The sequence below is a fragment of the Paenibacillus sp. J22P90 genome (assembly GCF_059692195.1).
The window spans coordinates 96,441-113,585 of the sequence record NZ_JCAUAY010000006.1 but is presented as its reverse complement, the minus strand read 5'-3'; the positions used below and the strand labels follow the sequence as shown (position 1 = coordinate 113,585).

Annotated in this window: 8 protein-coding genes; 7 read left to right on the top strand and 1 reads right to left on the bottom strand. The window is 49.2% G+C overall.

Annotation, left to right across the window (positions count from 1 at the left end):
* Positions 1-104 precede the first annotated feature (104 nt).
* The 3 genes from AC58UX_RS20660 (at position 105) to AC58UX_RS20650 (ending at position 10,828) form a co-directional block, all read left to right on the top strand.
* Positions 105-2,138, top strand: coding sequence for a methyl-accepting chemotaxis protein (locus tag AC58UX_RS20660; protein ID WP_497256147.1), 2,034 nt, complete (start codon positions 105-107; stop codon positions 2,136-2,138).
* A gap of 125 nt (positions 2,139-2,263) precedes the next feature.
* Positions 2,264-5,356, top strand: a complete 3,093-nt coding sequence (locus tag AC58UX_RS20655) for a response regulator (RefSeq protein ID WP_497256145.1) — start codon at positions 2,264-2,266, stop codon at positions 5,354-5,356.
* 207 nt (positions 5,357-5,563) lie between these two features.
* On the top strand, positions 5,564-10,828 hold the full coding sequence (locus AC58UX_RS20650; RefSeq protein ID WP_497256143.1) for an S-layer homology domain-containing protein: 5,265 nt from the start codon (positions 5,564-5,566) through the stop codon (positions 10,826-10,828).
* A 136-nt stretch (positions 10,829-10,964) separates the two neighbouring features.
* Here AC58UX_RS20650 and AC58UX_RS20645 read toward each other — a convergent pair whose 3' ends face one another.
* Complete coding sequence (locus AC58UX_RS20645; RefSeq protein ID WP_497256141.1) at positions 10,965-11,822, bottom strand: AraC family transcriptional regulator; 858 nt, start codon at positions 11,820-11,822, stop codon at positions 10,965-10,967.
* Between the two features lie 220 nt (positions 11,823-12,042).
* On the opposite strand from AC58UX_RS20645, the gene AC58UX_RS20640 reads away from it, so the two are divergent.
* The 4 genes from AC58UX_RS20640 (at position 12,043) to AC58UX_RS20625 (ending at position 17,107) form a co-directional block, all read left to right on the top strand.
* On the top strand, positions 12,043-13,224 hold the full coding sequence (locus tag AC58UX_RS20640; RefSeq protein WP_497256139.1) for a galactokinase: 1,182 nt from the start codon (positions 12,043-12,045) through the stop codon (positions 13,222-13,224).
* The gene (gene galE / locus AC58UX_RS20635; RefSeq protein ID WP_497256137.1) at positions 13,225-14,223 is read left to right on the top strand and encodes a UDP-glucose 4-epimerase GalE; all 999 of its coding nucleotides are present in this window, start codon (positions 13,225-13,227) and stop codon (positions 14,221-14,223) included. It abuts the gene before it with no gap.
* 38 nt (positions 14,224-14,261) lie between these two features.
* Positions 14,262-15,836, top strand: a complete 1,575-nt coding sequence (locus AC58UX_RS20630; RefSeq protein ID WP_497256588.1) for a UDP-glucose--hexose-1-phosphate uridylyltransferase — start codon at positions 14,262-14,264, stop codon at positions 15,834-15,836.
* An 824-nt stretch (positions 15,837-16,660) separates the two neighbouring features.
* Positions 16,661-17,107: a MarR family winged helix-turn-helix transcriptional regulator gene (locus AC58UX_RS20625; protein ID WP_497256135.1), complete on the top strand. Its 447-nt coding sequence runs from the start codon at positions 16,661-16,663 to the stop codon at positions 17,105-17,107.
* Positions 17,108-17,145 lie beyond the last annotated feature (38 nt).

Sequence of the window (17,145 nt, the reverse complement as noted above, 5' to 3'; positions counted from 1 at the left end):
TCGTATTTTGCAGGAAAATGTCGAAATAAATCTGAATTGATGTAATAGTTAATCATTGCAAGCCAAAATTACGAAGCAATTAGCATGAAGGAGGAGTAAGGGAAATGAATACACGTAGAGGAATGAATGTAAAAGGGTGGGTGAAAGCTGTATCCTTTACTTCATTCAAAGCAAGAGTGACAGTTATGTTTCTAGTCATCGCATTGGTGCCGATGTTATTTAGTACCGTTTTTTCGAGCTATTACTTGAAAAACGTGGTGACAGATGAGGTGCACTCGAAGGAAGAGAGCATTCTTAAAGCGAATGTCACAGCCATTGACTATTCCATTCAGCGTCAAATTGCGATCTTGAAAGAAATGCTGAAATTTGAGGAGATTAAGAGCGGCAACGAGAAAGAAATCATAAAAACGCTCCTTAAATTTGAGCAAGCGAATAAAGACGTGGAGCAGTACGTTTATGTAGGCAAGGATGAGGTTGCAATAACCTCTGCAGGACAGAAAATACCTGTCTCCGATCGCGACTACATCAAGCAAGCGAAGCAGACAAAGCAGCCAGTGAGTACGGATCTCCTCGTCAGTAAGGCAACGGGGAATAACATCATTGTGCTATTTGTGCCGATGTTGGATGATAAGCAGAACTTTATTGGTGGTATTTTCACCCCGATAACAACCAATAACCTCAATGTATACACGGACACGATTCAAATAGGCGAAAACGGATATGGCTACTTAATTTCTCCTAGTGGTGGACTTCTAACGTATCCTGCCAAAGATAAAGCGGGTAAGAATATAGCGGATGTGCTTTCGAAGTCAGAAGTAGCAAAATTGCAAGAAACCGTGTTGAAAGAAAAGAGCGGCACGTTTAATTTTACGGGTGATGATGGCGTGGCGAGAGAAATCAGTTTTGATACGATTCCCTCAACAGGCTGGCGCTTAATTACCAATGTGGTGGATGATGAAGTGTTTGGTGCCGTATCGACGGCGAACCAAGTATCGATTTGGCTTGCAGTGATCACGACGATTGTAGTAGCGGCTATCGCGCTGGTGGTTTCTACGGCAACGACGAAGCCGATTCTGGCGATTTCAGCAGCTGTGAACAAGATGGCAGCGGGAGATTTGACGCCACGACTCACGATCCAACGCAGTGATGAGCTGGGGCAACTGGGCGTGAACATGAATCAAATGTTGGATTCGTTCTCGGATATTGTGGGTAAAGCGAGCTTGACCGCGGAGCAGTTGGGTGCTTCATCAGAAGAGCTAACGGCGGCTGCAACGGAATCTGTGGGCATTTCCAACCGGATTGTGGAGTCTATGCAAGAGGTATTTAATGCGAGCGAAGGCCAGCTGATGGGGGCTGAGCAAACGTCGATCGCGATGAACGAAATGGCCGCAGGCGTACAGCGGATTGCCGAATCCTCTTCGGTTGTGACAGAAGCTTCGCATACGTCGATGATGGAAGTACAGCAAGGACGCATCGCCATTAATCAGGCTGTTGAACAAATGAAGTTCATTAATGAATCGGTCGGCAAATCGGCAGCAGATATGAGGGCATTAGAAGTATACTCGCAAAAAATTGGAGAAATCGTTTCGGTCATCACCGAAATTACGAACCAAACCCAACTTCTGTCCCTGAATGCTTCGATCGAGGCGGCGCGTGCTGGAGAGCAAGGGCGCGGCTTCGCGGTAGTAGCCAACGAAGTGAAGAAGCTCGCAGAGCAGTCCTCCTCGTCGGCTAAGGATATTTCCGAGCTTATACGCGAGGTGCAGTCCTCGACAGCGAGAGCGGTGCAAGCGATGAACAGCGGCGTGAAGGATGTAGAGAAAGGCTCGGAGCTCATCGATGCAGCAGGTCAAGTCTTTAACCGCGTGACGGTTACATTCCAAGAAATTTCCGACCAGATTCAAGAGGTTTCTGCGGCTTCACAGGAAATGTCGGCGGGTACGGAAGAAGTATCAGCGTCCATGCACGAAATTGTTTACATGACCAAGTCGTCCCATGAGCACGGACAAGGCATCTCGAAAGGCTCGGAGAAGCAGCTGGCGGCCATGGAAGAAATTTCTGCTTCGGCAGAGGATTTGAGCAATATGGCACAAGAATTGCAAGAATCGCTATCACGTTTCAAAACTCGCAAAGTGTAAGTCGTAGGAACTAGCATCTTAAGCGTTAAATAGGTCATAAGGGGGTCAATCAGTAATTTCTGGTTGGCCTTTTTCACTAGAATAGTAAACGATGTGATATAATCGTGTCAGAGAGGTGGATAATCATGAAAGCGCTTACTGATTTGAAGTCAATCTGGACTTTTATCATCATCATTGCGTTATTAGTTGCAGTGATTGGCACCAATTTCTATCAAATGTTTGCTCTCAAAGGAACGATTGATCATGTAAAAACAAATTGGATGCCGAGTATTGCCGAAATTGTAGAAATGCAAGCAATTATTACACAAGAAAGAGTTCTTCTGCACAAAATGTTGCTTGAAACCGACAAAGATCGTCTTCTCACGGTAATAACGGCTTATCAGGATGCAAAGAAAGAGTTCGAAGAGAAATTTAACAACTATCAGCCTTTTCTCAATTCGGAAGAGGAAAAGATGATTTACAAGGCCGTCTCTCAAAAAACGATAGACTACTTGCAGAAGGGCCAACTGATCATTGATGCCGTTCAATCAGGCGACTATGGGACAGGGAAAAGCTTACTGGATCGGTTTACACCGATTAGAGAGCAGGCAGATGCAAGCTTAAAGCAGTGGATCGATTATAACTTGTCGGGTACCCAAAGGGATGTAGATAGAACGTCGAATCAGCGGGAACTCGCTCTCTGGATGGGAAGTATTTTCACCATTGTGGCGATTGCAGTCGGTGTCGGTCTTGCCATGCAGACCCGAGCGGTACGGAAGAAGGGCGAGCGAAAGCTGCGGAAGGAAAAGGAGAAAGCGCAAAGCTACCTGGATCTCGTTGATGTCATGATTGTTGTTTTGGATCGAGACTGCAGGATTGAGCTATTGAATAGGAAAGGCTGTACTATGTTGGGGTATGAGGAAGCGGATCTCATCGGTAAGAATTGGTTTGAGATTTGTGTGCCCAACAATCAATGGGATGTAAGGAAGCAATATTATCAGGGAATTATGGACGGCAACCCAGCGCAAGATTACTACGAGTCAGTGATTACCATTCGCTCGGGAGAAGAGCGTCTTCTCGGATGGAATAATAACTTGATATGGAAAGAAACTGGCGAAATTGGTGGTGCTATTCTTGCCGGTGTAGACATCACAGAACGCAAGCAAGCAGAAGCTACACTAAATCAATACAAGGATCATCTGGAAGAATTAGTGGAAATTCGCACCTCAGAGCTGGAGAGCAAGCAAATGCTGCTAGTGGAAGCGAAAGATTTGGCCGAGTCGGCGAATCGGGCGAAGAGTGAGTTTTTGGCGAATATGAGCCATGAAATCCGTACACCGATGAATGCCATCATAGGATTAAACTATTTGCTGCAACAAACAGAATTAACGGATCAGCAGAAGGATTATGTGGCGAAGACGGTGTTATCAGCAAAAAGCTTGCTTACGATCATCAGCGATATTCTGGATTTTTCGAAAATTGAGGCGCAGAAGATCGTGCTTGAGCGTATCGACTTTGATTTATACGAAATCATGAGTAACATATCCGACATGATCGGGTTTTCCTTGTATGAGAAAGGGCTCAGACTGCATTTCTCGATTCATCATGAGGTGCCGCAGGTGCTGAAGGGCGATCCTTTCCGGTTTAATCAGGTTTTGCTCAATTTGGTTAACAATGCTTTGAAATTTACGGAAAAAGGCGAGATTTCGATCGCAGTGGGTGTCGCTTCCAAGGACGAAAGTGGTGTCATGCTTCGTATTGATGTGCGGGATACGGGGATCGGGATGACGCCAGAGCAGCAGGGCAACCTTTTCCGCGGGTTTACGCAAGCGGACATGTCGACAACCCGCAAGTATGGCGGGACGGGGCTTGGTCTTGTCATTAGCAAAAGCATCGTAGAGCTGATGGATGGTCAAATCCATGTGGAAAGCGAGCAGGGGAAAGGAAGCTGTTTTAGCTTCACAGTTAAGTTTGAGATGGGCTCCGATCATATATTTAGCGCGCCAATCGCTGCGCATTTGAAGTTCCTTCGTGTTCTCCTTGTGTGTGATGATATGGAGATGCGTCTGGTTCTCAAGCGGCAGCTGGAGCAGTTCCAATTTATTGTCAGCGCGGTTGATTCCGCACATAACGCTTTGGATCAAATACATACAACAGGCAGATATGACTTGGTTATTGTCGATTTGAAGCTGCAGGACGAAGAAGCTATTTCTTTTGCTGAGAAAATTAAATCGCAATATGCGACACCTGTACAAGTCATCGTGTTGATTAGTGCGTATCATGAGTCGGATTTGCAAATGAAAGCTCAGTTACCATCCTCCGTGAAGAAGATGTTGTACTATCCGATTAGTCAGTCGCAGCTGTATAACCACATTATGGACATGTTCCAAGAGCAGCTCAAGATTAAGAAGATTGGTTCCCATGATGAAAATGAAGTGAAAAAGCTGAATCTGCTGCGCCATGCAGAGATTTTATTGGTTGAAGATAATGAAATTAATCAGCAGGTGGCCCAAGCGATTCTTCAGGAAATGGGCATTCGTGTGGATGTGGCGGCGAATGGTTTTGAAGCGTTAGAGCGAACAGAATCGAAGCAATATGATGCGATTCTCATGGACTTGCAGATGCCATTAATGGATGGGATCGAAACGACGCTACGAATCAGAAGCAGCGACAAGGCCACGCCGATTATTGCGATGACCGCTGATGCGATGCAGGGCGTGAAAGAGCAGGTATTGGAAGCGGGGATGAATGCGTACATTTCGAAGCCATTTGAACCGATTCAATTGTACAGTGTGCTCCAGAGAACGATTCAGATTTCCAAAGAAAAGGGCTACGATCAAGTTGCTGTCACGAAGCAAGAGGAACCACTGACGCAAGTTTTGGAAGTGGAGACCGCCTTGGAACGGTTAGGTCGTAATAACAGTTTATATGAGATGATACTTACGAAGTTTAAGGCGAATCATGGGAACACGGTAGAAGAGATTCGTGCTTTCATAGCCAAAGGCGATTACTCCGAAGCGCTGCTCCTCGCTCATACGTTGAAAGGTGTGGCCTCTAACATTGGGGCAACACCGCTTAGCGAGACAGCCGACGAGCTTCAGGCAGCTTTGCACAAGGGCGCTACCGAGGAACTGGAAGGGCTTTTGGACACGGCAGCGAGCAGATTAGCGTTGGTTAATCAAGCGATTGCGGAGTTTTTGATGGTAAATGCTTCAGGAAATAAAGGAATAAAGGAATAGAATAGCCCGATACAAGAAATAGCGGTAACCATGGACGATATAAAAAGTCCTTTGGCTGCCGTTGTTTTTTATTAAATGGAATAACCCAAAGAAACCACAACAGAACATAGAATATATGCAAGTCTGCATCTTGCGCTGTCCTATATGATGGAACCATCTATAAAATGTAAGCGCTATCTTAAGCTTGCAAACAAAGGGGGGCATTTTATGGGACAAAGAAGAGTGAGACAGCTAGTCAGTATTTTCGTATGCTTTGCCTTGTTATTCTCCTTATGGCCAGTTGGTCTACAAAGGAATGTGGCGGAAGCTGCTGCTTATTATGACGACAATGAACGGTTCGACGATTTTCAAAACTTGGCACCCACCATATCGGTTGGGAATCACTCGGCGGAACCTCCGGTATTGGGACAAGCCGTGAATTCAAGCAACAATACAGCCGCGACGCTGAATAATTGGAGGTCTAATGCGAGTGCCGGTGTCTGGAGCATTGGTACGGACAACGGAAATGTCGGGATGTACTATAACGCTGCGAGTACTTCGACAGCCTGGCTTGTCGACTATTCTGCGAACGATGTGTTGCTTTCCGCATCGGTGAAACTGAGACCGAACTCGCCTACAAGCAGTTCGATTGGCACCCAATATTTTGGACTAGCCACTCGAGTAGCTGATAACAACAATATGTACGTTCTGGCGATTCGTAAGCTTTCCGCGAGTCAGTATAATCTCGTACTGCTCAAGAGAGTGTCAGGAACAAATACGGAGGTTTCCGTATCTGCACCCATTTCGAACTTTACTGCGGGGCAAAGTTATCGGATGACGTTCCAAATCACCGGTAACACAGGAAATATCAAGCTGACTGGTTCCATTGAAGGCGGGCCGACTGTCACGGCTACATTAACCGATGCCGGGCAACCTACGGCTGGATCAAGCGTCGGATTTTTGGGGGCTTCCAAGGAATCTAACATGAGGATGTATGTAGACAATATTTATGCGAAGAAGATTTTTCCTTCCGCCCCAACGGGAGTCTCTGTAATTTCAGCGGTAGACAGCCAAGTGGGATTGCGTTGGTCTGGCGCTTACGGATCCGACCTCTACTATGTGAAACGCGCCGCTTCACTCAGTGGCCCATTTACAACGATCGGAACCGCATCATCCGGCTCTTTCCGCGATGTGAATGCCAATAACGGCAGTACATATTATTACGCAATTAGTTCTGCCGCCAAGACGCAAGATGGACTCTATCTCGACAGCAGCCTTTCTACCGTGGTTGCAGCGAGCCCTCAAGCGTCTACGATAGTGCCAACAGCACCCGATCAACTTTCTGACACCATCCGGGATACAGAAATTGAGTTGTCTTGGAACGATACCCCTAACACGGTCGGCTATATCATTAGACGAGCTTCTTCGCCTGGCGGACCGTTCAGTGTGATCGGATCAGTATATGGAACGGAGCCGAGTTTCCTTGATCAAGGACTCACGGTTAATCAAGATTACTACTATACGGTGTCTGCCTACAATACTGCTGGCGAGAGCACGCCGTCCGATGTGCTGCAAGTTAGAACTGTATATCCACCCGTTGCGCCTTCAGGCTTGACGGCATTGCCGAGTCATTCGGCGATTAAGTTGCAATGGCAATCCGTTGCTGACGCCGTGTATTACACCATTAAGCGGTCCGGATCTGCCAGCGGTCATTATTCGGTAGTCGGAACCAAGATAACAGGAAATGAATGGATCGACAGCGGCCTTCAGAATGGCCAATCGTATTACTATGTCGTGCTTGCTGAAAATGCATTAAAAGGCACCAGCCTGAATTCGAACGTGGCATCGGCCATGCCGCAAAAGCGATACACGATCACGGAAACGCAAGTCTCCACAAGTGACTATGACCAAATCTATAATGGAGACCTCAACTGGGGCAACAAACCTGCCTATACGGTCGACAACAATCTCAATACCCGCTGGGGCTCGAACGGTGTTTCCCAATGGATCCAATACGATCTGGGGGCATTATCGACGATCGGCAAGTTGGGCATCGCCTTCTACAAAGGCAATGAGAGAGCCTATTCCTTCAATGTACAAACATCGGTGGACGGTACACGATGGACGCCTCTCTACAATGGGCAAAGCAGCAGCACATCGCTCGCTATGGAAGCCTTCGATGTACCCGATACAGACGCTCGCTACGTTAGGATCGTTGGTAATGGCAATAGCGCCACCGCGTATAACGGCTTCACGGAAGTACACATTTATGCGTCTGGCACGGATAATCTGCAACTCGATCCGATTCCTCCTGCAGGACCGCCGACGGCACCGAATACTTCCCCTCGCCCTTACTTAGCAGGGTTATACAATTTGGACGGCACGCCGCATGCATTGCCTGCACCCAACACCACAACAGGGAATAGCTTGAATGTGAGAGATGCCGTCTACGGGGCGATCGGGAACGGAATCGCGGATGACACGGCAGCCATTCAAAAAGCGATCGATGCCGCTCAGGCGGGCGATGAAGTATACCTGCCGAACGGAATTTACAAGCTGATGTCCACAGCTCCGGGCAGCGCAGACACGCAACTCAAACTGAAAAGCGGAGTGAATCTAAGAGGGGAGAGCCAAGAAGGCGCCATTCTCTTGTCGGACTTTGATAACCGTCTGGGTCCCGATAATGTGAGCACCGGCATCTCCAATCCGAGCAGTCGGATTCTCGGAGCCTCAAGTGTAAGTAGTATTATGATTTCGAACTTGACCCTGACCTCGACGTGGAACAACGTATATCCTACTAATCCAGAGTTGCCTCATCCGCTCGCGGGAGGGGTCAAGAACAGCATTTATATTGATAAAAACAGCACGGGGGCAGCTCCATACAACATCGTTATCGACGGTGTGACGTTCGAGAAGTTCGAAAAAACCGGCGTTCGGATGGCCAAGGGCGAACACCTCGTGGTTCGTAACTCCATTTTCCGTCAAGCGACGGATATCGGCGGAGGCGGAGCAGGTTACGGCATCGCCTTGCAGGGCGATTTCAAGAACGACCGCTTCGGCTATCCAGAAGATTCGGAGTATAATCTCATCGAGAACAACATATTCGATGGAACGGACGCCATGCGTCATGGCATTATCGTACAAGCGTATTCGCATAACAATCTGATCCAAAACAATACGCTTCTCAATACCACTTACGATGCGATCGACTTGCACGGCGAAGACGAATACCTGAACGAGGTTTCCAACAATACGATCACCGGTACGCGCCGAGGCGCGGGAATCGCTCTAGGGAATACGGGGGGCGGCTTCCCCAGCAACCATAGCGAATCTGGGCCTTACAACCTCATTCACCACAACACGCTGAGAAACAATATGGAGGGGATCACGGTTGTTATCGGTTCCCCGGATACGATCATCGAAAACAATACGATTGAGATCGATCCGTCCGGCTTTGTCCGCGGTCCTTACCAGCAGCAGGTGACAGGGATTAAAGTGTTGAACGGTCCTCGGACGATTGTCCGCAACAATTCGATCTCGAACTTCGCAGCATCGGATACGCCGATTGCCCTTGATTATGACAATGGCGACAGCAATGCGGATCAGATCGGGAGCGGCAGCCCGCGCGACGTCCAGCTCATCGGCAATATCGTGGAGAACAGCGCGAAAGGAATCGAGCTGCGCAAAGGTTCCGGTCATGTAGTCGTACAATCGGCTGATAGTCCGGTTGCCATATCTAACACGTCTGGTAATCCGTACTACGAAGCTGTAAGCTACGCAACCGAAGATGCTCGGGGAGCCAATGGCCAGCCATTCGCCGCTTCGTTCAAATTCGATCTGGAAGACGCATCCGCATTCGGCGGAGCCTCCCTCCAGTTTAGTGGAAGACTAACGGATGTGAATCCAGGCGGGGAGACGATCACGCTTAAAGCCTATGGCATGCCGACGACGGTGCTGGGTACTCCGACTGCAGCCGATGCTGCGAATGGCATCTATCTGGGCGAGTTTACAATGACCGGCTTCAAGGAAAACAGCTATAACCTGCCGTATAATGTGGATTCGTACAACATCTCCACTTCAGCGTTGACGACATACTTGAACTCCAAGCTCGGCGGTCAAGCGGTCGTTCTCGTAGTGGACACCAAGGGTCAAGGCGTTCCGATTGAGCTTTATTCGACGGAGCACAAACAGATTACCGTGCGGCCACTCTTGAAGACGTCCGCCTTTGTCGAACCAGAGCCGGAGCCGGAATCACCACCTCCGGGAACAGGGCCTGCCGTACCTTCGACAGAGTCTCATACACTTGGTGAAGCCGGTGTCTCTGTGCCTGCTAAAGTTGTGAAAGTCAACAACCGGGACGTCGCCGAAGCTCGGGCAACCGAGTTGGCTGTGGAGGATGCTGGTAAACTTGCTAAGGACGGACTCCTTAGCATTACAGCAGAAACGGTTGAAACTGCTTCGGAAGTAAGAGTTTATGTGAACGCTCGTGCATTACAGAGGGCGCTTGAAGACGGCAAAGCCAATACCGTAGCAATCGTTAGCGGGCTAGGCAGCTATCATCTGCCGATCGAGTCTTTCTCGCTGCAGAAGCTTGGCGAGAAGGATGAGCTTCTGGTTACCTTATCCAAGGATGACGCAGCTGCCAACCGTGCCAAAGCAGAAGGATTGAACGTGGAAGCAGCCATTGATTTTACGGTAAAAGTGGTGAAAGCGGATGGGACGACGGAAGAACTGGCAGTCTTCCAATACTATGTCTCCCGCACGATTCAAATGAATAAAGAGATGAGCGGCCTCTCCATCGCTGTTGTCCGAGTGGACAAAGACGCCACAGGAACGATTCGTTACACGCCAGTTCCGTTCCAGGCATCAGACGATGCGGTTACAATTTTCAGCCGGACGAACAGCACGTATTTAATCTTGGAAAGTCGTTCAGTGCTTAAGGATATTGGTGTTCACTGGGCGAGGGAAGAGATCAAGTGGATGGCAGAGCGGAGAATCGTCGAAGGGCTTACGGACAATGAGTTCCGCCCCGATCTGACGATAACACGCGCAGAGTTCGCCGCCCTTGTAACCCGAACGCTCGGACTCGCTCTGAGTGAATCCAAGGATCGCATTTTGTTCGGTGACATCAAGCAGTCCGATTGGTACTATAGGGTTGTCTCGGCGGGAGCAAAAGCGGGAGTCGTGACTGGGTATGAGGACGGAACCTTCCAGCCAAATCGGACGATTACCCGCCAGGAAATGGCGGTCATGATCTACCGCGCCATGCAGTATGCCGGTACACTGAACACGGCTGCTCCTGGAACCGGCATTATGTTCGCAGATGCAGATCAAATTCAGAGCTGGTCGAAGGAAGCTGTAGCTTACTTGACTTCCAAACAAATCGTGAATGGTATTTCCGTAGGGCAGTTTGCACCGGATGACAATGCCTCTCGCGCACAGAGCTCCGTTATTTTGTATCGGATGCTGAATCAGTTGCCTTTTATGAACTAAGTGTTTGACTGTAAAAAAGGTCCGAACCGCTTCTGCGGCTTCGGACCTTTTGTGCGCTTTGCAACGCAACGACTAAGGAGTGAAAAGTCCATAGCTGACAGGCATTGCGTAATCCGCTAGGAAGCGTGCTCCAGAATTATAACGACTTGATCTGATTCCGATATTCGCTCGGCGAGACGCCATACCAACGCCGAAACTGTTTGGAGAAGTACAGCGGATCATAGAAACCGACGGAGGCCGCGATCTGCTCGATGGTGAGCTCCAGTCGTTCCCGCAGCAATAAGCGCGCTTTGTCCACGCGCAGCTTGAGCAGGAACGTCACCGGCGTCACCTTGGTGTGCCGCTTGAACATACGCGATAAATAAGCGCGATTATAGCCCAAGCTTTCGGCCATCATTTCAATCGTAATCGGCTCCGCATATTGCGTGGACAAGTAATGGATGGCCTGCTGCACGATGCGGTCGCTCTCGGCGTCCGTGACCATGCCCGTTGTTATAGGTGCAGATAAGGCGTCGCAATACTCGCCAAGCAGTAAGCTGAGGTAACCTGTCGCTTTGAGCTGCGTGTTTGCTTTTTTGGATTTGAGCGCCTGTTGAATCTGGCGAAAAAGGACAGGCATATGCCGATTCCGCGCGATATGGATGATAGGGTTGACGGGCGTAAGGCCCGCCTCACCAACAAGCTTCGCTGCCTGAGCGCCTGTAAAAGCGATCCAGCAATAGTGCCACGGATCGGTCTCATCGGAGACGTAGCTGATGAGCTGCTCAGGTTCGATGACGAAGCTGTCGCCAGCGCTAATCGCATACTCTTCTCCATGCGAGGAGAATACACCGCGGCCCGATATGACATAATGGATTAAGTAGTAGTCATACACTTTCGGACCTAGCCGATGCTCAGGCTTCGTCTGGCTTTCCCCTGCGAATAACACCGTGAAGTCGCTGTCCCCAGCGGGCAAAGGGTTCGATACGACATAATAGCTATAGGGCTTATCCATACCGTTTCTTCATCTCCGTTCGAAGAGCTTTCGTTCCTTCTACTGTATCATAAATCCCACGCGAAACGGTATGTGTAAATCACATTTATCCATGTAAAGATTACATGCCTCCATAGCCAATCTATGACTCATCTCTTATACTTAAGTTACAAACTTCACAAACAATATTTCTAACAACAACCAAGTAAACATACCAAATCCACTAAAGGCGGTGCCACACATGGCAGATTTGCAAGCACTTAAAGACACGTTTATTGAAATTTATGGAGAAACGGCAGCGAAGATCTCAGCATTTCACGCTCCTGGTCGAGTGAATTTGATTGGCGAGCATACGGATTACAATGGCGGTTATGTATTCCCAGCAGCTTTGACGTTCGGAACTACCTTGATCATTCGTCCAAGACAAGATCGTGTAATTGGCTTTGCGTCTACCAACTTGGCATTGCGCAAACAAATTTCCATAGACGACTTGTCCTACCAAGAAGAGGACGATTGGATCAATTATCCGAAAGGAATCTTCGTCCATTTAGCTAAAGAAGGGTTCCCTGTTACACAAGGATACGATCTATTGTTCCACGGTGAAATCCCGAATGGTGCAGGTCTTTCCTCCTCCGCTTCCATTGAGGTTGTGACAGCTTTCGGCTTGCTGACGCTGGAGAAATATCCAATCGATACAGTCAAAATCGCACTTCTCGCTCAAAAAACAGAGAACCAATTTGTCGGCGTTAATTGCGGCATCATGGACCAGTTTGCTGTAGCAAATGGTAAGAAAGACAACGCAATCCTGTTGATGTGTGATACGCTGGAGTATCGTCATGTTCCTTTTCAAAGCGGCAGCTATAAGCTGGTGATCGGCAACACGAACAAACGCAGAGGTCTCGTCGACTCCGCTTACAATGAGAGAAGAAGCCAATGTGAGCAGGCAGTGACCTACTTGCAAAAGCAATTCCCAGACATCACGCTGCTTGGTCAATTGAACCTTGAGCAGTTTAACGAATATAAACACCTGATCCCAGACGAAACCGTTCGTCGCAGAGCAGAGCACGTTGTGGAAGAGATTGATCGCGTTTTGAAATCCATCGAAGTTCTTGAAAAGAATGACCTTGAATCCTTCGGCAAGCTGATGATCGGTTCCCACGATTCCCTGCGTGACCTGTATGAAGTAACGGGCTTGGAGCTTGATACGATGGTAGCAGCGGCGTTGAAGGTGCCAGGTGTGCTTGGCGCGCGGATGACAGGTGCAGGCTTCGGCGGTTGCACAGTTTCCTTAGTACATGAAGACAGCGTTCAAACGTTTATTGATCAAGTAGGCGCGGAATATACGGAAATTACAGGGCTTACACCAAGCTTCTACGTGTGTGACATTGGCAACGGTGTAGAGCAACTTGAGGAGGCGTTGTAAATGGCAATTCTAGTTACAGGTGGAGCGGGGTACATCGGATCGCATGCGGTAGCTGAGCTTTTGGCTAAAGGCGAGGAAGTTGTTATCGTCGATAATTTGCAGCAAGGTCACAAGGACGCGGTGCTCGGCGGTAAGCTTTACGTTGGCGATCTGCGCGACGGAGAGTTCATGGATACGGTTTTTTCTGAAAATAGTATCGATGCCATTATTCATTTTGCAGCGAATTCACTCGTTGGTGAGAGCATGACCAATCCAGCGAAATACTACCACAACAACGTGTACGGCACGCTTTGCTTACTTGAAAAAATGACGCAATACGGCGTGAAACGCATCGTATTCTCCTCAACGGCTGCTACGTATGGCGAGCCTGAGAACATCCCGATCCTTGAAAGCGATCGTACCTTGCCTACGAATACGTACGGCGAGACGAAGCTGGCGATGGAAAAAATGATGAAATGGTTCGATACCGCTCATGGTATCAAATATGTGTCATTGCGATATTTCAATGCAGCTGGCGCACATGCTGGCGGCCAAATTGGTGAAGACCACAGCCCGGAAACGCATTTGATTCCGATTATTTTACAGGTCGCGTTGGGTCAAAGAGCGCACATCTCGATTTTCGGCGAGGATTATGCGACAGAAGACGGCACTTGTGTTCGTGACTACATCCATGTCAGCGATCTTGCAAGCGCACATGTGCTTGCGGTTGAGAAGCTGCGTGGCGGTGCGGAAAGCAACATTTACAACCTTGGTAATGGCACAGGCTTCTCCGTGAAGCAAGTGATCGATATCGCGCGCAAAGTCACAGGACATGCGATCCCTGCGGTTGTTGAGCCTCGTAGAGCGGGTGACCCAGCAACGTTGATTGCTTCCTCAGAGCGAGCAAGAGCGGAGCTTGGCTGGAAGCCAGCTTTGGATTCCTTGGAAGCGATCATCGAGAGTGCGTGGAAATGGCACCAGAAGCACCCGAAGGGGTATGCGGCGGAAGTCAGAGTTTAAGCAGTGTTGAGGTTTTCACAAGAAAGGGAAGTGGCAATATGGAACGCACATTACAAACGCCGCAATACGCAGCGTTAACGATAGAAAGACTTCTGCAATTCGCCACCCAGAATGGGTTGATCGAACAGCTGGACGTTTATACCTCACGCAATGCTTTGCTGGATCTGTTTGGATTGGCGGAGCCATTTCAAGGGGAAGTGCCTACGGAGAAATTGAGCAGTCCGGTTGGCTTGCTGGAAGAGCTGCTGGATGCAGCTTGGGAAGCGGGGCTATTGGAAGAAAATACGACGACATACCGCGATTTGCTGGATGCTCGCATTATGGGTCTGATGATGCCGCGTCCTTCCGAGGTGGTGCGCCAATTCTGGACGCTTGCGAAGACGAAAAACGTGGAGGCGGCGACGGAGTATTTTTACAAGCAGTCCATCGACTCTAACTACATTCGGATGGATCGTATTGCGAAGAATGCTTACTGGCTAGCTGAAACGGCTTACGGTGATTTAGAAATTACGATCAACCTGTCCAAGCCAGAGAAGGATCCGAAGGAAATTGCGCTGCTCAAAACGCTGCCACAAAGCAGCTACCCGCTATGTCTACTATGCGTAGACAATCTGGGCTATGCTGGCCGTGTGAATCACCCGGCAAGACAAAACCTTCGCGTAATTCCGCTTGAGTTGGATAACGAGAAGTGGTACCTGCAGTATTCACCTTACGTGTATTACAACGAGCACAGCATCATCTTCCATGAGAAGCATATTCCGATGAAAACAACGGCAAATACGTTCTACCGTTTGCTGGATTTCATCGAACAATTCCCGCACTACTTCATCGGGTCCAATGCAGACCTGCCGATTGTCGGCGGATCGATCTTGAATCACGACCACTTCCAAGGGGGACGTCACAAGTTCCCGATGGAAAAAGCGTCAAGTGAGAAAGCATTCTCACATGCAGATTTTGCAGGCGTGAAGGCCGCGATTGTGAAGTGGCCGATGTCCGTGCTGCGCCTGAGCGGGCACAACAAGCAGCAGCTGTACAAGCTGGCGAGCAAGCTGCTCGACGACTGGCGTGCCTACAGTGATGCGGAAGCGGACGTCCTCGCGTTCAGCGAGAAGGACGGAGAGCGGATCCCGCATAACACGATCACGCCAATCGCCCGCAACAACGCGCGCGGCGAGTACGAGCTTGATCTCGTGCTGCGGAACAACCGCACGAGCGCAGAGCATCCGGATGGGATCTTCCATCCGCATCAGCACTTGCACCATATCAAGAAGGAGAACATCGGCTTGATTGAGGTGATGGGGCTGGCGGTGCTGCCAGGCCGCCTGCAAGAGGAGCTGGCGGACATCGCCAAGCTGCTCACTGGCGAAGCCAAGCTCGGCCGCGAGCTGAGCGATGCGGGTCATCCGCTGCATAAGCATGCGGATTGGATCGCGGCGCTGCTCGCGAAGCACGGTGCGTCGCTGACGGCCGACGCGGCAAATGCGGTGCTGCAGACCGAGGTCGGCAGCAAGTTCATGGACGTCCTGCTGGACGCGGGCGTCTTCAAGAGAGACGAAGCCGGGCAAGCGGCGTTCGGACGGTTTTTGGCTGCGGTGGGCTTCGCCCAGCAGTAGGTTAGTGCGTTATCCCTGGTCGGTGGACCAGGGATTTTTTGTGTTTGTGCGCCGCGAGGTGGCGCGGGGCAATGATCTGCTCCCAGTGGTCGGCAGAGTAACTGGAAAAACTACAGCTAATTTCGAGGGAAATGCTTGAAATTCGAGTATAACTGGAAATTATGTAGATAATTTCATAGAATTCCCCTGTTCTGCGCTAAATCGGGGAAATTAACTGTAGATAATCCATCTAGAATGTAATTTGAGGTGAAAATGATGAAATTAGATGGAGGTTTTCCATCTAGTCGGTTGCTTGGCTACTTTGAACTACCGAACCCCCATCAACAGAAGCGACAGCCCCAGCTATCATCCTCGCACACTCAAGAAACCTTACTACTTCCGATATCACTTTCATTCCACCAGAAGCCAAATCTCCAGCAACTATCCTCGTGCACCATCAAGAAACTAACTACTTCCTATATCACCTTCATCCCCACCAGAAGCCGAGTTACCCAACTATCATCACCCACCATCAATAATTTGACTACCCCGGTATCACCTTCATCCCAACAGAAATCATATCCCTGCCTTCCCCGCACCATCTAACCAACCAACTACTCCCCAAAACTTCACACCCATCAACAGTCCAACTACCCCAACCGCCATCTCGCACAAGTATTTCATTCTCCCCGCCAATGACGCTCCAACTATCCCATTTGTGCACCAGTGAGGATACCTTGACGTAGGTGTTCTGGGGAGAAGCGAGACAAATACCGTATTGACAGGTCGAGCCGTCCTATCTAAACTATTAATTAGCCGACTAACTAAAAAGAGGGTGTTTCCTTGTGCGTCACCAGCACCACCATAATCCAGAATCGCTTACCCATCTGATGTCACATTTGCTGAAAATGCATCGTCACACGATCGATCAAATCATTCATCCCTATGATGTTTACCCGGGGCAGCCCCCGTTACTGCTTGCATTGTCTGTAGAGGATGGGCTTAGCCATAGCGAGCTTGCGGCTCGCATCCACAATAAACGCGCGACGCTGTCTGTTATGGTAGATCGCATGGAGAAAACAGGCCTCGTCGAACGCCGTCCTGACGAGAATGACCAACGGGTGACGCGTGTCTACCTGACCGAGAAAGGGAAGGAAGTCACCGTCCATGTCAAAGAAGCTATTAAAACGGCGGATGAAATGACTTTTGCCCATTTTCTGCCTGAGGAAAAGCTGCTGTTTCGCCGTCTTCTGTTGCAAATGAAAGATAATCTCCGTCCCAAAGAGGAGTAAATTAGTTAGCTGACAAACAAAAGAAAGGACATCATACT